Origin of the sequence: Thiomicrorhabdus sp. ZW0627, from assembly GCF_029767005.1 — a bacterium.
Taxonomy (GTDB): Bacteria; Pseudomonadota; Gammaproteobacteria; order Thiomicrospirales; family Thiomicrospiraceae; genus Thiomicrorhabdus.
On the sequence record NZ_JARUQR010000002.1, the window covers coordinates 248,098 to 267,229 of the forward strand.

General features: G+C 46.6%; 20 protein-coding genes. 17 read left to right on the plus strand and 3 right to left on the minus strand.

The window, feature by feature from the left end; all coding sequences use genetic code 11:
- Position 1: 1 nt before the first annotated feature.
- The 4 genes from hypF (at position 2) to QCB45_RS07425 (ending at position 4,931) form a co-directional block, all read left to right on the plus strand.
- On the plus strand, positions 2-2,305 hold the full coding sequence (gene hypF, locus QCB45_RS07410) for a carbamoyltransferase HypF (protein ID WP_279420248.1): 2,304 nt from the start codon (positions 2-4) through the stop codon (positions 2,303-2,305).
- 120 nt (positions 2,306-2,425) lie between these two features.
- Positions 2,426-3,559, plus strand: coding sequence for an XRE family transcriptional regulator (locus QCB45_RS07415; protein WP_279420249.1), 1,134 nt, complete (start codon positions 2,426-2,428; stop codon positions 3,557-3,559).
- Entirely contained in the window at positions 3,556-4,047 is a 492-nt protein-coding gene (locus QCB45_RS07420; protein ID WP_279420250.1) for a DUF4411 family protein, read from the plus strand. Before QCB45_RS07415 ends, QCB45_RS07420 begins: the two co-directional genes overlap by 4 nt.
- Before the next feature lie 200 nt (positions 4,048-4,247).
- On the plus strand, positions 4,248-4,931 hold the full coding sequence (locus QCB45_RS07425; protein WP_279420251.1) for an arginine N-succinyltransferase: 684 nt from the start codon (positions 4,248-4,250) through the stop codon (positions 4,929-4,931).
- 75 nt (positions 4,932-5,006) lie between these two features.
- Here the strand turns inward: QCB45_RS07425 and QCB45_RS07430 are convergent, their stop codons facing one another.
- Positions 5,007-5,483: an acyl-CoA thioesterase gene (locus tag QCB45_RS07430; protein ID WP_279420252.1), complete on the minus strand. Its 477-nt coding sequence runs from the start codon at positions 5,481-5,483 to the stop codon at positions 5,007-5,009.
- A 62-nt stretch (positions 5,484-5,545) separates the two neighbouring features.
- Here QCB45_RS07430 and aroC point away from each other — a divergent pair, with 62 nt between their 5' ends.
- The 4 genes from aroC to gloA are packed head-to-tail and all read left to right on the plus strand — an operon-like array spanning position 5,546 to position 8,406.
- Positions 5,546-6,646, plus strand: coding sequence for a chorismate synthase (gene aroC / locus QCB45_RS07435; protein WP_279420253.1), 1,101 nt, complete (start codon positions 5,546-5,548; stop codon positions 6,644-6,646).
- Positions 6,603-7,808, plus strand: a complete 1,206-nt coding sequence (locus QCB45_RS07440) for an MFS transporter (RefSeq protein ID WP_279420255.1) — start codon at positions 6,603-6,605, stop codon at positions 7,806-7,808. The genes aroC and QCB45_RS07440 overlap by 44 nt, the downstream gene beginning before the upstream one ends.
- On the plus strand, positions 7,805-7,987 hold the full coding sequence (locus QCB45_RS07445) for a hypothetical protein (RefSeq protein ID WP_279420256.1): 183 nt from the start codon (positions 7,805-7,807) through the stop codon (positions 7,985-7,987). The genes QCB45_RS07440 and QCB45_RS07445 overlap by 4 nt, the downstream gene beginning before the upstream one ends.
- Before the next feature lie 23 nt (positions 7,988-8,010).
- Positions 8,011-8,406, plus strand: a complete 396-nt coding sequence (gloA, locus tag QCB45_RS07450) for a lactoylglutathione lyase (RefSeq protein WP_279420275.1) — start codon at positions 8,011-8,013, stop codon at positions 8,404-8,406.
- Positions 8,407-8,587: 181 nt separating this feature from the next.
- On the opposite strand, the gene QCB45_RS07455 is transcribed toward gloA, so the two are convergent.
- Positions 8,588-9,517 carry an MBL fold metallo-hydrolase gene (locus QCB45_RS07455; protein WP_279420257.1) on the minus strand — a complete coding sequence of 310 codons (930 nt, stop codon included), beginning with the start codon at positions 9,515-9,517 and terminating at the stop codon, positions 8,588-8,590.
- A gap of 299 nt (positions 9,518-9,816) precedes the next feature.
- On the opposite strand from QCB45_RS07455, the gene QCB45_RS07460 reads away from it, so the two are divergent.
- From QCB45_RS07460 to QCB45_RS07495, 8 genes are all read left to right on the plus strand, one after another.
- Positions 9,817-10,371: a cytochrome b gene (locus QCB45_RS07460; protein ID WP_279420258.1), complete on the plus strand. Its 555-nt coding sequence runs from the start codon at positions 9,817-9,819 to the stop codon at positions 10,369-10,371.
- 46 nt (positions 10,372-10,417) lie between these two features.
- A complete protein-coding gene (locus QCB45_RS07465; protein WP_279420259.1) occupies positions 10,418-10,996 on the plus strand; it encodes a YceI family protein in 579 nt (192 codons plus the stop codon).
- A 135-nt stretch (positions 10,997-11,131) separates the two neighbouring features.
- Positions 11,132-11,365 carry a DUF2798 domain-containing protein gene (locus QCB45_RS07470; RefSeq protein WP_279420260.1) on the plus strand — a complete coding sequence of 78 codons (234 nt, stop codon included), beginning with the start codon at positions 11,132-11,134 and terminating at the stop codon, positions 11,363-11,365.
- A 105-nt stretch (positions 11,366-11,470) separates the two neighbouring features.
- Positions 11,471-12,415, plus strand: coding sequence for a LysR substrate-binding domain-containing protein (locus tag QCB45_RS07475; RefSeq protein ID WP_279420261.1), 945 nt, complete (start codon positions 11,471-11,473; stop codon positions 12,413-12,415).
- A 191-nt stretch (positions 12,416-12,606) separates the two neighbouring features.
- Positions 12,607-13,986, plus strand: coding sequence for a ribulose-bisphosphate carboxylase (locus QCB45_RS07480; RefSeq protein ID WP_279420262.1), 1,380 nt, complete (start codon positions 12,607-12,609; stop codon positions 13,984-13,986).
- Positions 13,987-14,195: 209 nt separating this feature from the next.
- Complete coding sequence (locus tag QCB45_RS07485; protein ID WP_279420263.1) at positions 14,196-14,996, plus strand: CbbQ/NirQ/NorQ/GpvN family protein; 801 nt, start codon at positions 14,196-14,198, stop codon at positions 14,994-14,996.
- A gap of 184 nt (positions 14,997-15,180) precedes the next feature.
- Positions 15,181-17,445, plus strand: a complete 2,265-nt coding sequence (locus QCB45_RS07490; RefSeq protein WP_279420264.1) for a VWA domain-containing protein — start codon at positions 15,181-15,183, stop codon at positions 17,443-17,445.
- Between the two features lie 98 nt (positions 17,446-17,543).
- On the plus strand, positions 17,544-18,200 hold the full coding sequence (locus tag QCB45_RS07495; RefSeq protein WP_279420266.1) for a carbonic anhydrase: 657 nt from the start codon (positions 17,544-17,546) through the stop codon (positions 18,198-18,200).
- On the opposite strand, the gene QCB45_RS07500 is transcribed toward QCB45_RS07495, so the two are convergent.
- Complete coding sequence (locus QCB45_RS07500; RefSeq protein WP_279420267.1) at positions 18,197-18,604, minus strand: hypothetical protein; 408 nt, start codon at positions 18,602-18,604, stop codon at positions 18,197-18,199. The two genes, QCB45_RS07495 and QCB45_RS07500, sit on opposite strands and share 4 nt — an antisense overlap.
- Before the next feature lie 144 nt (positions 18,605-18,748).
- On the opposite strand from QCB45_RS07500, the gene QCB45_RS07505 reads away from it, so the two are divergent.
- Positions 18,749-19,066: a pyrimidine/purine nucleoside phosphorylase gene (locus tag QCB45_RS07505; protein WP_279420268.1), complete on the plus strand. Its 318-nt coding sequence runs from the start codon at positions 18,749-18,751 to the stop codon at positions 19,064-19,066.
- Positions 19,067-19,132 lie beyond the last annotated feature (66 nt).

Here is a 19,132-nt window from a genome sequence, read left to right on the forward strand (position 1 = left end):
TGTGCAGATAAAGCATCCGCAGCATCTTCGTATACAGGTTTCAGGTCGGGTTCAGGGTGTTGGTTTCCGGCCTTTCATTTTCCAGTTAGCGCAGGCGATGCAACTTAAAGGCTCGGTCTGCAATGATGTTCAGGGTGTAACCATTCATCTGCAAGGCGAAGCGGAAGCACTAGAGCGGTTTCAGCAGCGTTTGCAGTCCGAAGCGCCAAAACAGGCACAGATTCTATCCATGGAGACCGAATCCTTACCGCTTTCCGATTATGCGGATTTCAATATCTTGGAAAGCGAATCCGGTACGTCTACTCAAGCGAACAACCAGATTACGCCGGACATCGCGGTATGCGAAAACTGTCTGCAAGAGTTTCATGACCCAAGTAGCCGCCGTTATCACGATCCGTTCATCAACTGTTCGGATTGCGGGCCACGTTTTTCGATTCTGAACAGGCCTGCTTACGACCGTTCCAATTCGGCCATGGCGGCGTTCGAACTGTGCGAATCCTGTGAGAGTGAATACCACGACCCCGCCAACCGGCGTTTTCATACCCAAGGCATTTGTTGCCCTGAATGTGGCCCTAAACCCCGTTTGCTGGACTGCCGTAAAAAAGAGGTGGCTGAATGCGGGGAAGCGATTCAACAGGCCGCGGAAACTTTGGATCAAGCAGGCCTGTTGGCTTTCAAAGGCGTGGGCGGTTTTCATATTTTGTGTGACGCCACCGATACGCAAGCGGTTGCAACGCTTCGCCAACGCAAGCACCGTCCGGCCAAACCGTTTGCCGTATTGTGCAGGGATTTGGAAATGGCGAAATCCTTGGCGGATTTGACCGAACACGAAATCGAACTGCTGACTTCCGATGCCAGACCGATCGTGTTGGTTCAGCCGAAACAAGGGAATGAACTGAGCGATCAGGTGGCGCCGGACATCGACCGTTTGGGTCTGTTTTTGGCTTATTCGCCGTTACAGCATCTGCTGTTCGAATATTTCGACCGTCCTCTGATCGCCACCAGCGCCAACCTTTCGGGTGAGCCGATTATCTATCAGGCCGAAGAAGTGTTCGCCAAACTGTGTCGTAACGATCAGCCTGTGGTGGATTATGTTCTGGATTACGACCGCGAGATCGTCAATCCGTGTGACGACAGTATTGTGCAAAGCATTGACGGAAAGACCGTTACTTTGCGCTTGGCGCGTGGTTTGGCGCCGTTTTATCTGCCCTTGAAAAAAGATAGTAATAAAACCCAACAGGCCTGTTCGGAAACGCTGGCGGTCGGCGCACAACAAAAAAGTGCCGTGGCGTTAGCTGGAAACGGGCAAATTGTTCTGTCTCCCTATATTGGAGACCTCTATTCGTTGGCGTCGCAGCAACGGTTTCAAAAAGTCATTGATCGCATGAAAACGCTTTGTCGAATTAGACCAAAATGTTTGGTAAGTGATCTGCATCCACAATATTTCAGTAGCCGATGGGCGGAAAAACAGGCGATGCAAAGCGGTTTGGAATTGACCAAAGTCCAGCATCATTATGCGCATGTTCTGGCCTGTATGGCCGAGTTCGGGCTGAGCGAAAAAGTCCTGGCGTTCAGTTGGGATGGTACCGGCTTTGGCGAAGACGGCAACCTGTGGGGCGGGGAAGTCATGCTGGCCGATGCAAGCGGTTACGAACGCCTGCTGCACCTGAAACCCTTCAAATTGTTGGGCGGCGATCTTGCCAACCAACAACCGCGCCGAATCGCTTTGGCTTTGTTGTTCGATTCTTTCTCTTTGGATGAAGTTTTGGAACTGGATTCGCCGACCGTCAAAGCGTTCAGCGAAGCGGAAATCGAACAACTGCATCTTATCTGCCACAAGAGCCTAAACAGTCCGTCGAGCAGTTCAATGGGAAGACTGTTCGATGCCGTGGCAAGTTTGTTGGACTTGAAACAGAATCTGGATTACGAAGGCCAAAGCGGACTGTTATTGGAAAAGCATTACGATCCGAAAATCACCGAGGCCTACGGATTTGAAATCAAAGACGGCCTGATCGACGTCGCCCCGATGATTGAACAGATACTCAAAGACCATCAACAAGGTGTTGAGCTGTCGGTCATAGTTAGCCGCTTCTTCAACATGCTCGTGAACTTGATTGAACAGGTCTCGGATCAGAATCAAAACCTGCCTGTGATTGTCACCGGCGGCGTGTTCCAGAATAAGACGCTGTTGAAGTTGCTATCGCAAGGTTTTGAAAACAAAAGACAAACACTGTATTTCCAACAGCAAGCACCGATCAATGACGGTTCGATTGCTTTGGGACAGGTTAGTTGGGAATGTATTTAGATTTTCTGTAAAATATTTTGTATCACATATTAAAATACGCATTTGTTTTTTCTACGTATTTGTATTTATGTTATAAACTGTACGAGTTTTTAGAAATTAAGTTTTAAGGCGTACGTCTTAATGGCACAGCAAGCATTGATCAATCACGAAATACTTCCTTGGGCGAGAGATAGGGCAGGCCTAGGATTAAGTGTGCTTGCAAAAAAATTGAATGTTAGTGAAGAGCGTTTAGCTTCATGGGAAGATGGCGAGGCTAGGCCTACATTTAAACAAGCCCAAAAATTGTCAGAAAAGTTATATATTCCTTTTGGGTATTTGTTTCTTGCAACCCCGCCAGAGGAAGAAGTGCCGATACCTGATTTAAGAACCTTAGATAGCTCTCAGCCAAGGAGTATTAGCCTTGAGCTAAGGGATACGATTCAAACGTGCCTTACGAGAGTGCAGTGGTATAAAGAGTATTTAAATGAGCAAGGGGTAGATGAGAATCCTTATGTAGGAAGAGCTCAAGGTATAAAAGATGCGCGCTCTATAGTAAAAGATATGAAGACGTCTCTTGGTTTGCCAATTAGGCCTTTGAGAGGCAATGCTGAAAACTATTTAAGAGATTTAACAAGAGCTATAGAAAATATAGGGATATTGGTGATGTCCAATGGTGTTGTTGGAAATAATACCCATCGTCCGTTATCTGTTGAGGAGTTTAGAGGGTTCGCTATCTCTGATGCTCAAGCCCCATTGATTTTTATCAATGGAAAAGACGGATCTCAACCAAAATTATTCACTCTTATTCATGAGTTAGCTCATATCTGGATTGGTAGTACTGGTATTTCTAATGGCACACTGAAAGCTCATGTTAAAAGTGAGCAATTGTGTAATCAGGTTGCTGGTGAATTTCTTGTGCCTGAACAAGAGTTTTTTGAGCAGTGGGATAGCAACGTAAATTTTATAGAGAATACTGCAAAATTGGCTTCTTATTTTAAAGTAAGCCACTGGGTTGTAGCTAGAAGGGCACTTACGTTTGCGTTAATTAGCCAACAAGATTACGAGCGATACATTCAAGATTTAAAAGACGAATATGCAAAGCGAGAAGGCCGCGGAGATTTTTGGAAAACTCAAAGATCTAGGCTAAGTGTTCGCTTTGCACAAGCTGTAACTTCTGAAGCGTTAAGTGGCCGTATGCTGTTGAGAGATGCTTCTAACTTATTAGATATTAGTCCTAATCAAATTAAGCGCGTTTACAAAGAGGTTATAGTTTGAGTTATTTGCTTGATTCAAATACATTTATCCAAGCTAAAAACTTTCATTATCGTATGAGTTTTTGTCCGGCTTATTGGAGTTTTTTAGAACAAGAGTTTATAAATGGGGGAGTTTTAAGCATTAAAACTGTCTTAGAAGAGCTAAAGCAAGCTAAGGATGATTTATCTACATGGGCTCTCCAAAATCAAAGTTTTTTTCAAGATGAATCAGATGAAGAAACTCAAAACGCGTTTATAGAGATTGCTGATTATGTGAATTCATTAGACAAGCGAGAAGATGAAAAGGTAAGGTTTTTTTCTGGCGCGGATCCTTGGCTTATAGCAAAAGCAAAAACCACAGGGACAATTCTAACGACGCATGAAGTTCTCGATCCTCCAGGTTCTAAAAAAATAAAAATCCCAAATGTCTGTCAGTACTTTGGAGTTCCATATTGCGACACTTACGATATGATTGATGGGCTGAACGCCGCATTTATTTTGGATAACTAGTTATTTAAGGTCGTTAAGTTCCTTCATTTGTTGGCATAGTCTGCATTCAAATGTTGATTTTATAAATGGTTAAGATATTGAATAATAGTTCTTTTTTGACTTTAAAAAGATGCCGTCATGTTTTTGCAATGGCTTAAATTTAGAAATCCGTGTGTGAGTGATTTTTCAATTTTCTTAATCGAGTCAAAACAGGAAACTGCATGAACCAAGAATCTAAAAACGAACCGATGGAAGCAACGAAGCAACAGGTGAGTAACGGTGTTAGTGGCATTAAGGTGGTTTGGATTGTTCTGGCTACCATTCTGGTGACCATCGGTTTGACCTATTGGATTCTGAGCCAGACGCTTTTCCTGAAAGCGTTCACTCCGGTGGAATTGAAGCCGAAAGAGGAACAAGTGCTTAACGCCAAGTTGAAGGTGATTGGTGTTGAGGTCAGTGAGTACGATGCGCAGGGCAACCTGAAACCGGAAGCGTACACTGAGGTGGGTGCCAAGCGTGAGGTGCTGTTCAGTGAACGTGAATTGAATGCGTTGCTTGCCAAGAACACCGATCTGGCGAAGAAAGTGGCGGTGGATTTATCCGACGACCTGTTGAGCGTGAAAGTGCTGGTTCCGTTGGAAGAGGATTTTCCGGTGATGGGCGGTAAGACGTTGCGTATCAACGCCGGTGCGGAGTTGGCTTATCGAGACGGCAAGCCGATTGTGAAGCTTAAAGGGGTGAGCCTGATGGGGGTGCCGATTCCGAATGCCTGGCTGGGTAATCTCAAGAACGTTGATCTGGTGAACGAGTTCGGAGCCGATCCCGGTTTCTGGAAGAATTTTGCCGAAGGCGTTGAGAACATCACCGTCAAAGAGGGCGAGTTGAGCGTTAAGCTCAAGGAGTAACGTTTTTTAGCGCTTTTCCCTCGAGTTTTCTCCAGTTTTCAATTCTCAACAGGCCTGTTGAGAATGTTTTTGCGGTCATTTCCGATAGGGTTCGATGAACTCTTTGGGAATCGGCCGTGGTTTATGGTTTTTCAGGTCAATGCAGACGTAAGTGGCTTGTGCGGTGAACACGGTTTTGCCGTCACGCGGCCGAATGATCTGAAACTCCCGCGTTCTCAGGCAGCAACCTTTTTGTTCTCCCACCCAGGTTCCAATCAGCAGTTCGTCTCCCAAATAACAACTCGCTTTGTATTGCATGCAGTTCTCGTACACCGCCATGATTCGGTTGAGTTCTTTTTGGGTATCGTGATTGATGCCGACCGCCAGACTGTGCATCCACGCAACCTGTTCCATCCACGCCACGTAGCTCTTGTTGTTGACGTGGTTGAGAAAGTCCAGTTCGTCTTCACTCACCACATGTTTGTGGATGAACGGGTCGGGCGCTTGCCAATCGAATGCCTGCCAGTCCGGCGAACTCTTTGAAAGTGGGGTGGAATCGTTGTTTTGGGTCATTACTTTTAAAGGGTTTTTAGGTAGAATACACCGATTATAACGAATCTTAGAGAAGTACACTTATGTCGGGCAATACGATTGGACAAAATTTTCGCGTCACCACCTTTGGAGAGAGTCACGGTATCGCATTAGGTTGCATTGTGGACGGATGTCCTCCGGGGTTGGAATTGAGCGAAGCGGATATCCAGATCGAATTGGACCGTCGTAAGCCGGGTACTTCCAAGCACGCCACGGCACGTCGTGAAGACGACGAAGTTCAGATTCTTTCGGGCGTGTTCGAAGGCAAAACTACCGGTACGCCGATCGGCATGATCATCCATAACAAAGATCAGCGTTCAAAAGATTACTCAAAAGTGGCGGAAACGTTCCGTCCTTCTCACGCCGACTATACTTACACCCAGAAGTACGGCCTACGCGACTATCGTGGCGGCGGACGTTCTTCGGCACGTGAAACCGCGATGCGTGTTGCGGCGGGGGCGATTGCCAAAAAATATCTGAAAGAGCGTTTGGGCGTGGAAGTGAAAGGTTACCTTTCTCAGTTGGGTCCGATCACGGTTGAAAACGTGAGCTGGCCGTTTGATAACGATAACGAATATTTCTGCCCTGACGAAGCCAAGCGCGAAGAGATTCGCGTTTACATGGACAATCTGTTGAAGCAGAAAGATTCGGTTGGTGCGAAGATCAGCATCGTCGCCAAGAACGTTCCGGTCGGTTTGGGTGAGCCTGTTTTCGACCGTTTGGACGCGGATTTGGCGCATGCTTTGATGAGCATCAACGCGGTTAAGGGTGTGGAAATCGGTGACGGTTTCGCGGTAGCGGGGCAATTGGGAACCGAACACCGTGACGAAATGACGCCGGAAGGATTCGTATCGAACCATTCGGGCGGGATTTTGGGCGGTATCTCAACCGGTCAGGACATTGTTGCGCACATTGCTTTGAAACCGACTTCAAGCATCATGACGCCGGGCCGTAGCATCAACACTCAAGGTGAAGCGATTGAAATGGTCACCAAAGGCCGTCACGATCCTTGCGTGGGCATTCGCGCCACCCCGATCGCCGAAGCGCAGATGGCGATTGTGCTGTTGGATCATTTCATGCGTAACCGTGCCCAGAACGGCGATGTGGTGGCACCGATCGTTGACCTGGCTCATGCAGGCGAATAACGGGGAACATTCCTCGGAACATCCTTCCTATCAGACAGCCTATTACCGGCTGTCTAGCCATTATTTCTTCTACTTCGCCGTTCTTGGCGGATTGCTTCCATACCTAGGCCTTTATTTCCAATCGCTGTCGTTTACGCCGGTGGAAATCGGTCAGTTGATGGGTGTGTTGCTGGCAACTAAAGTGGTGGCTCCGAATTTGTGGGGATGGCTGGCGGATCGCTCGGGGGTGTCAATCAAGTGGGTGCGGCTGGCGACGGCTTTAACGCTGGTTGGCGGTGTCGGCTTGATTGCATTCGACACCTATTGGCCGTTGCTGCTGACGATTCTATTTTTCAGTTTTTTCTGGCACGCTTCCTTACCGCAATTTGAATCCTATACCTTTGGTTGTTTAGGTGACGAAAAACATCGTTACGGCCAGATTCGGTTGTGGGGATCGGTCGGTTTTATCGCGGCGGTGTTGGCAATCGGTTGGCAGGTGGAGCATTTCGGCATATGGGTGTTGCCGTGGAACCTGTTAGCGATGTTGGGCGCCGTGTGGCTAACAGCTTATCTGGTCAGCGACCGCTCGCCGCGCGTGCATCTGGATAAGGATGTCGGGTTTGTAGCTATCCTCAAACAATCTCCGGTTTGGCACCTGCTGGTGGTGGCGTTTCTGGTTCAATTGTCGCATGGCGTCTATTATGCGTTCTTCACCATTCAGTTGAGTGATCTGGGTTACGAGAAAACCGTCATCGCCTGGTTGTGGGCGTTGGGTGTCATCTCCGAAATCGGCGTGTTCTTTTTCATGGCTTGGTTGTTCAAGTCGTATTCGGTGCGTAATCTGATTCTGATCAGTGTCGTTCTTACGCTGATTCGCTGGTTGATGAACGCTTATCTGGCGGCTAGCTTGGAGTGGATGATTCTTGCTCAGATACTGCATGCGGCGAGTTTCGGTTTGTTCCATGCTGCAGCGATCCACCTGATCGACCACTATTTCCGCGGAAGGCATCACGGTAAAGGGCAGGCGATCTTCGCGGCCAGCAGCCACGGTTTGGGTGGCGCTTTGGGAATGTTGATGGCCGGGTATGCGTGGTCCTGGGGTCAGGCTGAATTGGCTTACGGCCTGTGTGCGTTTGCGGTGGCGATTGCCTTGTTTTTCGCTTGGAGAGGAGTGCGCGAATGACGTTTATTTGGGTTTCGTTATTGATAGGGGTTGTCAGTGCGATTTATTGTCATAAAATGGCACAATCCAAGCATCGACCCGCGGTATTTTGGGGTACGATGGGCATATTGTTCGGGCCGTTTGCATTGATCGTTTTGATGTTTTTGAAACGCATTGATGAAAAGCCGGAATCGGAATAAATCATAGTATTAGGAGAGTCATGATGAGAATGTTGCATACCATGTTGCGCGTGGGCGACTTGGACAAGTCGATCGAGTTTTATACCAAGGTTCTGGGAATGGAACTGTTGCGCCGTAAAGATTATCCGCAGGGCGAGTTCACATTGGCGTTTTTGGGCTACGGGAACGAAGATGAAAACACGGTGCTTGAACTGACTTACAACTGGGGCGTGGATTCTTACGACTTGGGAACCGGTTACGGTCACATTGCGGTTGAAGTGCCGGACGTTTATAAAGCGGCAGAAGCAGTTAAAGAGCAGGGTGGTAAGATCATCCGTGAAGCCGGTCCTATGAATGCGGGAACCACCATCATCGCATTTGCGGAAGATCCGGACGGATATCAGATCGAATTTATTGGCGAAGGCCACGATCGCGGTTAATTGATCGCTCGGTTTTCACCTTTAAAAAAACCAGCAGGCCTGCTGGTTTTTTTATGTCTGTTATTTAGACCTTTGTGTCATTACATGGATGCTTCAAGCTTCAAGTAGGTCTGATTGAGGTTTCGTTTATGCCAGGAATCATAGTGTTTTAGATGTTTAAANTATTTAGACCTTTGTGTCATTACATGGATGCTTCAAGCTTCAAGTAGGTCTGATTGAGGTTTCGTTTATGCCAGGAATCATAGTGTTTTAGATGTTTAAATTCCGGCCAGTCCTTATTCTTTTGAACCGCTGTATCAACACCTGAAAATTCTTCGGCTTCCGCATTCATTGTTTCAACCAGTTTTTTCAAATAGTCGCCGGTTTCTGCATCCGCTTGCTTCCAGTCCGAAACCCGACCGTGACCTGGAACGATATATTGAGCAGGTAGTTCACGCATCTTCTGATAAGCTTGGTTCCAAGAAACAGGGTTTGACCAAGGGTGAACACCTAGCATTCTGTCCAAATAAACAATGTCTCCGGTAAACAGCACTTTTTGTTTTGGCAACCAAAGCACGGAATCGCCGGGGAAGTGGGCGTCGCCGTAGAAGTTAAGCTGCATTTCCACACCGCCAATCGTCAGAGTGTTGGAATCCTTTTCCAATACGACATCTGCGGTTTTCATCTTTACGCCCTTTAGTGCAGGGACTTTAGACACAAGGTTGTCTACCTCTTGATTGAACATGGAAGATTGGGTTTTAACGCTTTTTTTGTAAGCGTAGATTTTGGCACCATGTTTTGAAAAATAGTCATTTCCCAGCCAGCGGTGGTCTTGGCTTCCTATATTAATGACGGCGACAATCGGCTGATCTTTGATGCCTTTGGCGATGGCTTCGAGTTTTTGAGCGGCGGCATCACCAGCACCGGAATCAACCAACACCCAACCGGCTTTGGTGTCGATGAAGCCGATATTGTTGTTAAGGCCTAAGTTCTCCGGCGTGCGGTCTGTAAGAGGGCCTACATAGGCATAGACACCATCGGTCACTTTTTGTGCTTTGAATTCCAATGCAAAGGCATTCCATGACGACACTGTAACGATAAAGGTCACCAAAAGTTTCAGTAGATTTTTCATAGATTATCCTCTTTATGCAAAATCCGTTTATTCGGCGGAATGCGCTAAGCGACTCCAGTTAAGATTTAATTATAATATTCGTGTAGGCAAATATTATAAAAAATAATAATGGCGATTCCCTAGTAAAGGTAATCGAGTAAAGAATCAAACCTACTAGGCCTGCTGGTTTTTTTATGTCTTCAGTTCCGCTAATTGTTCTCCTATTGGCAACAGTATTTTGAATTTTTGCCTATTTTTCTGTCACTTCGAGATTTGTAAGATGTCCTTAAGTTTTTAAAACGAATCAATGGGGACGTTTAATGAATTTGACTAATAGCGCCAGAGGTTATGGATGGATCACCATCGTGATGCACTGGCTGGTTGCCGTCGCCGTACTGGGATTGTTTGCGCTGGGGATTTGGATGGTGGATCTGAGTTATTACTCGGACTGGTATCACGATGCACCGTTTATTCATAAGTCGGTCGGCGTTCTGCTGGTGGGGCTGATGCTGTTTCGCTGGGTTTGGACGCTTGTTAATCCAAAACCGGCACCGGCTTCTGTTTCTAGCCGCGCAGTCGCTTTTTTGATTAGTGCAATGCACGCGGTTTTGTATCTATTGGTTTTTCTATTGGGCGTTAGCGGCTATTTGATTTCAACGGCGGAAGGGCACGGCATTAGTGTATTTGATTGGTTTACCGTGCCCGCCTTGATCGAACCTTTTGAAGATCAGGCGGATCTGGCCGGTGAAATTCACGAGTTGTTGGCGTTTGTATTGATCGGCTTGGTTGTTCTGCATGCTTTGGCGGCTTTGAAACACCATTTCATCAATCGGGACAACACGCTGAAACGCATGTTGAAGCCAAGCGGGAAATAATGAAGTTTTTACACACTTACACCTTAAATTGAACAGGAGATTTATCATGAAAAAATTACAGCAATTATGGTTGGCAGCCGGCATTATGTTGGTGTCTTCCGTGGCGTTCGCATCGCCTTCCAAGTATGTGGTCGACACTCAAGGAATGCATGCGTCGATCAACTTTAAGATCCAGCACTTGGGTTACAGTTGGTTGACGGGACGTTTCAATAATTTTTCAGGGGATTTCAGTTATGATCCCGAGAAGTTGGCGAACAGTAAAATTTCGGTCAAGATCGACACGGACAGCATAAATACAAACCACGCGGAGCGTGACAAGCATCTTCGCAGTGCGGATTTTCTGAATGCCAAGAAGTTCCCGGAAGCGACGTTTGTCAGTGATTCAATCAGCGGTTCTGATAAGGCCATGCAGGTTAAAGGAAAGTTCACTTTGAACGGTGTGACCAAAGAGATTGTTATCGACGCGCATAAGATCGGGGAAGGAAAAGACCCTTGGGGTGGTTACCGTAGTGGATTCAGCGGCACCACTAAAATCAAACTGGCCGATTATGGCATCACCTATGATTTAGGGCCTGCTTCTACGGAAGTGTTTTTGGACTTGAATATCGAAGGAATAAAAAAATAAGGAATGGTTATAATCTAGTGTAATATCCATTACACTATATCCACTTACTTAGTTTTTTATACAGCCGGATAGTCAGCAGGCCTGACCAGTCCGGCTTTTTTGTTATTGTTATTTGTAGTTAATTAAGGTGCGCAAATGTTCCATCCAAAATACAGACACATTATCTTTGCGTTTTTTATGTCGTTTTTCATGTCTTTTCTGATGTCCGCCGCTATCAGCATCATCAATGTCGGAATTCCTGAAAACTTCATTCATATCTGGATGCATGCCTGGTTAAGCGCATTTGTGATCGCCTTTCCGATTGTCATCTTTGTTGGGCCGATGGTTGGACGGATTGTTGCTAAATTGATTCGTACCGACGAGGTTTAAGTTTTTAAATTCGACAGGCCTGCTTACTAGGGCTTGATGGTGTAATATTTATATATGTTCGCGTCTATCCGGCGCGTTTTGTTGTAGCTACTTTAGGAATTGAGTATGCCTGAAAAAGATTCCATCCTTGCGAGGAATGCCACTTTACGCCAGTTGCAAGTGTTTGAGAGCATTGCCCGCAATCAGAGTTTTACCAAAGCCGCGAAGGAATTGCATCTGACGCAGCCTACGGTATCGATGCAGGTGAAGAAGTTGGTGGACGTACTGGAAGCGCCGTTATTCGAACAGATCGGGCGTAAGGTGTTTCTGACCAGCGCAGGTGAGGCCTTGTATGAAGCGGCCGAGGCGATTCTGAGAAAACTGAATACGGCGGAGCAGAAAATCAATCATTTGAAAGGGTTTTCCGGCGGTAGTGTGAAATTATCGGTTATTTCGACGGCGCAGTATTTTGTTCCCAAAGTGATTCATGAATTCAATCAGGCCTATCCGGATGTGACGGTTGTCATGCGTGTAGGTAATAAAGAAACTTTATTAGATCGAATTGCAAAGAACAAAGACGATTTCTACCTGTTGGGACAACCTCCGGAGGGGTTGAACGTTACCTCTGAACCAGTGGCAGTCAATCCATTGGCTTTTGTGGCCAACGCCAACCATCCTCTGGTGGGCAAATCTCTGACGGTAGAGGATTTGAAGGACGAACCTTTCTTGATGAGGGAGACCGGTTCGGGTATTCGTGCCCAAGTCGAGAAGGTGTTTGACCAGTTTGATTTCCAGCCGAGCGTCAAGATGGTACTGGGCGGAAACGAGGCATTGCGTCTCGGTCTGTTGCAAAATCTCGGTATCACCGTCACCTCTGTTCCGACCTTGATGAATGAGATCAACCGAGGGGAAATCGCGATTTTGAATGTCCGCGGTTTTCCAATCAACCGTCATTGGTATCTAACCTATCCCAACGGAAAAATCCTATCGATCGCCGCAGAGAAGTTGATTGAGCTTCTCAAGTTGGAAGGCGAGTCTCTTAGCGAACAAGCATTTAATAAGCTAAATTGATTTCTCGATTTTCAATAGACGATAGTCTATCAAAGAAATAAGAATTATTGATTTGAAGTTATCGATCATATCTCTATAATAGGCTCCGTTAAATAAATTTCGGGGTCAAATCAAAATCTTAGTTTGGTTTGACAAAAAAATAAGGGCGATTACTTCATCGCTGAAGCGTCCCTAAAATTGAGGTAAGAAAAATGGATCAGTCTAATCGTTATGCTGACTTGTCTTTGAAAGAAGAAGATCTGATTGCAGGTCAAAACCACATTTTGGTTGCTTACAAAATGGAACCTGCTGCAGGTTACGGTTACCTAGAAGTTGCGGCTCACATCGCTGCTGAATCTTCTACTGGTACTAACGTTGAAGTTTGTACAACTGATGACTTCACTCGTGGTGTTGATGCATTGGTTTATGAAATCGACGAAGCTAACCAAATGATCAAGATCGCTTACCCATTTGATCTGTTCGACCGTAACGGAACTGATGGTAAGACAATGTTGGTTTCTTTCCTAACTTTGGCTATCGGTAACAACCAAGGTATGGGTGACGTTAAGAACCTTCAGATGATCGATTTCTGGGTTCCAGAATCTAAGCTATACCTATACGACGGTCCATCTGTTGATATCTCTGACATGTGGCGCATGCTTGGCCGTCCTGTTGAGAACGGTGGTTACATCGCTGGTACGATCATCAAGCCTAAACTAGGTCTACGTCCTGAGCCATTCGCTGACGCTGCATACCAGTTCTGGCTAGGTGGTGACTTCATCAAGAACGATGAGCCACAAGGTAACCAGGTTTTCTGCCCAATGAAGAAAGTTATTCCTCTAGTTGCAGACGCTATGAAGCGTGCACAGGACGAAACTGGTGAAGCTAAGTTGTTCTCTGCGAACATCACTGCTGATGACCACCACGAAATGTGCTACCGTGCTGACTACATCCTAGAAACTTTCGGTGAAGATGCACCTAAGGTTGCATTCCTAGTTGACGGTTACGTTGGTGGTCCAGGTATGATCACTACTGCTCGTCGTGAGTATGCTTCTCAGTACCTACACTATCACCGTGCAGGTCACGGAGCGATTACTTCTCCGTCTTCTAAGCGTGGTTACACTGCTTTCGTTCTTGCTAAGATCTCTCGTCTACAGGGTGCTTCTGGTATCCACGTGGGTACAATGGGTTACGGTAAGATGGAAGGTGATGCTTCTGATAAGAACATCGCATACATGATCGAACGTGACGAGTGTCAAGGACCAGTCTTCTACCAGAAGTGGAACGGTATGAAGCCTACTACTCCTATCATCTCTGGTGGTATGAACGCTCTACGTCTACCTGGTTTCTTCGAGAACCTAGGTCACGGTAACGTTATCAACACTTCTGGTGGTGGATCTTACGGTCACATCGATTCTCCTGCTGCTGGTGCGATCTCTCTACGCCAGTCGTACGAGTGCTGGAAGTCTGGTGCAGACCCAATCGAATTCGCGAAAGAACACAAAGAATTCGCGCGTGCGTTCGAGTCTTTCCCAGGCGATGCAGACAAGATCTTCCCAGGCTGGAGAGATCAATTGGGTGCTCACAAATAAGATATTCGTTTACGAATGTTTATTTGAAGAACCTAAGAAAAAACCTCTGCTTTCGGGCAGGGGTTTTTTTAAATCCAAAATTTATTACCTACCTGTTTTCTAGGTTATTTAATACTCTGTTTTTGTCTTGAAACCGGCGGGAATACAGTGTTAAATCACTTAAGAACTTTCTTATATATATAATTACCATAAATGTTACGGGGACTGATATGGATATTACACAATACAAAATTGATAACGAGCCATTTTATGATGCGCAGTCTAATGAGGTAGAACTTTACGAAGCAGCTTACGCAGCACGTTTGCCGGTTATGGTCAAAGGGCCTACCGGTTGCGGTAAATCACGTTTCGTCGAGCACATGGCGTGGAAATTAGGCAAGCCGATCATCACTGTTTCCTGTAACGAAGACATCACCGCTTCCGACTTGGTTGGCCGTTATCTTTTGGATGCTAACGGAACGCGTTGGGTAGACGGTCCTTTGACTATGGCAGCCCGTTACGGCGCAATCTGTTACTTGGATGAGATCGTTGAAGCGCGTCAGGATACCATGGTTGTTATCCACGCTTTGACTGACCACCGTCGTGAATTGTCTCTGGACAAGAAAGGTGAATTGATCAAAGCACATCCGGACTTCCAGTTGGTTATCTCTTATAACCCTGGTTACCAGTCTCTGATGAAAGACCTTAAGCAGTCAACCAAGCAGCGTTTCTGTGCGTTGGATTTCGATTACGCAGAGCCGGAAGTCGAAGCCCACATCCTTCAGAAGGAAGGTGGTGTCGATGCTGATACCGCCAAGAAGCTGGTTCAGATCGGTGAAACCGCTCGTAACCTGAAAGGTCACGGTTTGGATGAAGGTATCTCTACCCGTTTGATGGTGTATGCAGCGACTTTGATCAACAACGGTATCACTCCGATTGAAGCATGTAAGATGGCGTTGGTTCGTCCGATTACCGATGATGCAGATATCCGCCAGACTCTAGACAACGCAATCGAAATGATTTTCGGCTAATCACGAGCTGATTCACCCGCTTTAGGCGCTACTCTTCGTTGGAAACGGTCGTGTACTAGTTGTACACTCCCTTTTTCCAGCCTTGATTAGCGCCAAAATCAGATGAATCAATCTCATGATTTTATTGATGTGATTGAACAAAGACGTTCAATTTTTTATCCGTTAAAACCGAGTTGAAATCATTATGGATGCAGAATTACTAGCCGAATATCAAACGCAGTTTACCTGTGGGTTCGAAAAGGCCAAGGATGTTTTTCCGGCATGTATTGAGGAAGCGCACCAGATCCTTTCGCCCGAAGGTGTTCAGGCGTATCTGGATGGCGCAAACTTCCTGTGTAAGATCGGTATGGGCGTTGAGCCTGTGCTGGTTTATCTGGAAGTAATGCCGGAAATCGCTTCGCATATCGGTAAGGGCACCATGAAGATGGTGTCGGACTACGCCTATACGATTGCGCGAAGCCCGAACAAGAAGGCGATGATTCCGTTCCTTGAATCTTTGAGTAGCGTATGTCGTCGAATCGACACCATCGAGGATCTACAGCGTTACTTCGATATCATCGACGACTACGTCGATAAGACCCAGACCGTGATTCATGGTCACCATTCGATCCATGAAAGCCCAGGTATGATTCCGTTTATGGAAAGCGTACCGCAGTTAATTTCCAAGTTGACCTTGTCGGGTATCCGTAACTTCGTGGATTACGGTGCACGCAACTACAAGGATTCTCCGGATCAGCAGATCGAATACTTCTCTTTGAGTTCGCATGACGCCAAGAGCATCATTCAGCGTGAGCGAGAAGGTACCGTGTTCAAAGACGTTGAACGTCATTTGGATATGTTGAAGGATTGTATGTGGAACTGCGACCTGCCGTTCTCGGTCTTCTCGACCGCGTTTGATCAGCTTCGAAAGCCGGTTCCTTATCTGGATGAGGAATTGATTGCGATTCCTGACGTCTACGACATTGAAAATGGCGTATCGGGCGTTGATCGTTACCGTGCGATGTTGTCGCATATGATGGCACACAAGGAGTGGTCGACCAAATTGATGGCGGACAACTTCGCCCCGCATATGCAGCTGTTTATTTCCGTTTTCGAAGATAGCCGTGTTGAATATCTGGCGATGCAGCGTTATCCGGGCTTGAGAAAATTGTTCATGGCGTTGCACCCTTACCCTGAAAAGGGTGCTTGTGACGACAGTAAACAATCTTGTCTGCGCTACCGTGCGACCCGATTGTCTCGTGCCTTGTTGGATCCGAATTTTGATTCTGAAAACCCGTTGATTGAGGACTTCCGCGAGCAGTTCCATGCCGTGATGGCGGAAAAGGGCGAGAATTCAACCACTCAGGATATGGCGAAATTGGGAACCGGTTTCTATGTGAAGTCGCGTAAGCAATCTTCGGACAGCTTGCCGGATATTTTCTTCGACGATACCGAAGTCAGTTACCGCGACGATAACCGTTACATCTGGTTCCATTACGAAGAAAACGACGAATCCGAAGACTTCCATAACAACGAATACGAGTCGGAAGAGAAGGTTGTTGATGATGCTGACAGTTTGCCGCCGCGTCATTACGATGAGTGGGATTATATCTCCGAAACCTATCGTCCGGATTGGGCAACGGTGTATGAGCGGCTTCATCCGTCCGGAGATGCGGGCAAGATCGATCGTTTGATGGAGAAGCATGACGGTCTGGCGAAACGGTTGAAGAAGATGATCGAGATGCTTAAACCTCAAAACAAGAAGCGTATTCGCTTCCAGGAAGAGGGTGAGGAACTTGATTTGGATATCGCGTTGCGTTCCGTAATCGATTTCCGAAGCGGGCAGGCACCCGATCCACGAATCAATTACAGCCACACAACGGACAGCCGTAACATCGCGGTGATGCTGTTGGTAGACACCTCGCAGTCGTTGAACGAACGTAATGACGAAACCGGTCAGACCTTATTGGAATTGTCCGAAGAAGCTTTGGCGATTACCGCCTGGACGGTCGAGCAGTTAGGCGACAAGTTTGCCATTGCCGGTTTCTGTTCGGATACCCGACATGAAGTGCGTTATCAGCACATCAAAGGCTATTCGGAGAGTTACGGTGACGAGGTCAAGGCGCGTATCGCGGCGATGGAAGCTTCCTACTCGACCCGAATGGGTGCGGCTATGCGTCACGCGGCGCATTATCTGGAAGCTCAGAAGGCCGAGAAGAAGCTGATGTTGATTCTTACCGACGGTGAGCCTGCGGACATCGACACCAAAGATCCTCAGATGTTGATTCAGGATACGCGTAAAGCGGTGGATGAGTTACAAGGTAAAGGTATCTTCTCTTACTGCATCACGCTGGATCCGAAAGCGGACGAGTATGTTTCCGATATTTTCGGTCACCAATATACGGTGATCGATCATGTCGACAAGCTGCCGGAGCAGTTACCTCAAGTCTTTATGAAGCTAACGCACTAAATTTGTGTATAATTCTCATTTTGAGGTAGGCCTTTAATGAAAATGCCCTTGTTTAAGGGCATTTTTGTATCCGCAGAATATACTCAAAAAGGATGAATATGTGCCAGCAGTGCGAATGCGATAAGTCGATTGAACAGTTATTGCAAAACAACCAAGCTTGGGTTGACGAAGTCAACGCCAACCGTCCCAATTTCTTTGAAACCCTGTCCCACCAGCAGAAGCCTGAATACCTATGGATAGGATGTTCGGATAGTCGCGTTCCCGCCAACGAACTGGTGAAGATGGATCCGGGTACGATTTTTGTGCATCGTAATATCGCTAATCTGGTGAACTCCAGTGATATGAATGTCTTGACCGTCATCCAATACGCCGTTGAGGTGTTGAAGGTCAAGCACATCATCGTCAACGGCCATTACGGTTGCGGTGGCGTCATGGCTTCGATGGAAGAGAATAACCCGGATCTGATAGACCACTGGGTGCGACCGATTCGTAAATACTATCAGCGTATGCAGACGGAATTGGATCAGTTGCCTTACGAGGAGAAGGTTAACCGCCTGTGCGAAATCAATGTGACGGAGCAGGTACGCAACATCTGTCATGTTCCTGCTGTTCGCAACGCTTGGAAAAAAGGCCAGGAGCTATCGATCCACGGATTTATCTACAATATCCGTGATGGACGTTTGAAAAACCTGAACGTCAGTGTCAGCGACCTGGAATCTGCAGAAAACGCCGTGTTACGGGCAAACGACCTTTAACTCTGTTTGCCGGCGATATAGGCGGCCGTCAATGCCTGATGCATAGGGGAATTTTTTTGTAGATCTTCCCCTAAATACTGTTTGGCGATCTGTTTGAGGGTGTCGAATGACTGTTCGGCCAACCAGTGTTGTTTGAAGCCTTCAAAGTCGAAGCTTGAATCTTCCTCAGAATAGAAGTCGGCCGCTATGCCGGTCGGCTGCTCAAACAGGACTTCCGACATCTCCATTACTTCCAGTTCGTAGGAATAGCTGCTGATATTGTTGGCTTTGGCAACAGCCACAGGGAAATCCGGCAGTTCGTTTTCATGGCGCATTACCCAGTCGTCCAGATCGAATAGGGTAGAAGGTTCCTGTAATTCACCTTTGAAATGGAACGGGATTTTGACAATGATCGTATTTTTCAATGTGTTTTCCGATGGCATTTACTTAATTTGAAGTTGGCTATTATATCTCAGTGAGAAAAGCGGTTGAATAGTCAGTGTATCTTGACTGGTTTGTCGTTATAATTGCCAAACGAATAACCCTACATAATTTCACAAGGAAATAAGATGTCAAAATTTGAAAATGTAACCGTTCTGAAAGAAGCTTCCGTTTATTTCGACGGTAAGGTGACCAGTCGTACGGTTCTGTTTGCGGACGGCTCTAAGAAGACTTTGGGTATCATGATGCCGGGTGAATATGAGTTTGGTACGGATGCGGCTGAAATCATGGAAATGATGTCTGGTGACGTGGAAGTCTTGTTGCCGGGTGAGACCGAATGGAAAGCGATTCCGAACGGTGAGAGTTTCCAGGTACCTGCAAAATCGAAATTCGGTATCAAGGTGCATTCGATTGCGGATTACTGCTGTTCTTACCTTACCTGCTAATCCATGACCGGAAATTTCCGGTAACAACTAAAAAAGCCCGAAATGGACAGGCCTGTCCATTTCGGG

What these genes read in the sequence shown, in the direction of transcription:
- QCB45_RS07415 (WP_279420249.1), top strand. Translation starts at nt 2,426, where the DNA reads ATGGCACAGCAAGCATTGATCAATCACGAAATACTTCCTTGGGCGAGA.
- QCB45_RS07425 (WP_279420251.1), top strand. Translation starts at nt 4,248, where the DNA reads ATGAACCAAGAATCTAAAAACGAACCGATGGAAGCAACGAAGCAACAG.
- QCB45_RS07430 (WP_279420252.1), bottom strand. Translation starts at nt 5,483, where the DNA reads ATGACCCAAAACAACGATTCCACCCCACTTTCAAAGAGTTCGCCGGAC.
- aroC (WP_279420253.1), top strand. Translation starts at nt 5,546, where the DNA reads ATGTCGGGCAATACGATTGGACAAAATTTTCGCGTCACCACCTTTGGA.
- QCB45_RS07440 (WP_279420255.1), top strand. Translation starts at nt 6,603, where the DNA reads ATGTGGTGGCACCGATCGTTGACCTGGCTCATGCAGGCGAATAACGGG.
- QCB45_RS07445 (WP_279420256.1), top strand. Translation starts at nt 7,805, where the DNA reads ATGACGTTTATTTGGGTTTCGTTATTGATAGGGGTTGTCAGTGCGATT.
- gloA (WP_279420275.1), top strand. Translation starts at nt 8,011, where the DNA reads ATGAGAATGTTGCATACCATGTTGCGCGTGGGCGACTTGGACAAGTCG.
- QCB45_RS07455 (WP_279420257.1), bottom strand. Translation starts at nt 9,517, where the DNA reads ATGAAAAATCTACTGAAACTTTTGGTGACCTTTATCGTTACAGTGTCG.
- QCB45_RS07460 (WP_279420258.1), top strand. Translation starts at nt 9,817, where the DNA reads ATGAATTTGACTAATAGCGCCAGAGGTTATGGATGGATCACCATCGTG.
- QCB45_RS07465 (WP_279420259.1), top strand. Translation starts at nt 10,418, where the DNA reads ATGAAAAAATTACAGCAATTATGGTTGGCAGCCGGCATTATGTTGGTG.
- QCB45_RS07470 (WP_279420260.1), top strand. Translation starts at nt 11,132, where the DNA reads ATGTTCCATCCAAAATACAGACACATTATCTTTGCGTTTTTTATGTCG.
- QCB45_RS07475 (WP_279420261.1), top strand. Translation starts at nt 11,471, where the DNA reads ATGCCTGAAAAAGATTCCATCCTTGCGAGGAATGCCACTTTACGCCAG.
- QCB45_RS07480 (WP_279420262.1), top strand. Translation starts at nt 12,607, where the DNA reads ATGGATCAGTCTAATCGTTATGCTGACTTGTCTTTGAAAGAAGAAGAT.
- QCB45_RS07485 (WP_279420263.1), top strand. Translation starts at nt 14,196, where the DNA reads ATGGATATTACACAATACAAAATTGATAACGAGCCATTTTATGATGCG.
- QCB45_RS07490 (WP_279420264.1), top strand. Translation starts at nt 15,181, where the DNA reads ATGGATGCAGAATTACTAGCCGAATATCAAACGCAGTTTACCTGTGGG.
- QCB45_RS07495 (WP_279420266.1), top strand. Translation starts at nt 17,544, where the DNA reads ATGTGCCAGCAGTGCGAATGCGATAAGTCGATTGAACAGTTATTGCAA.
- QCB45_RS07505 (WP_279420268.1), top strand. Translation starts at nt 18,749, where the DNA reads ATGTCAAAATTTGAAAATGTAACCGTTCTGAAAGAAGCTTCCGTTTAT.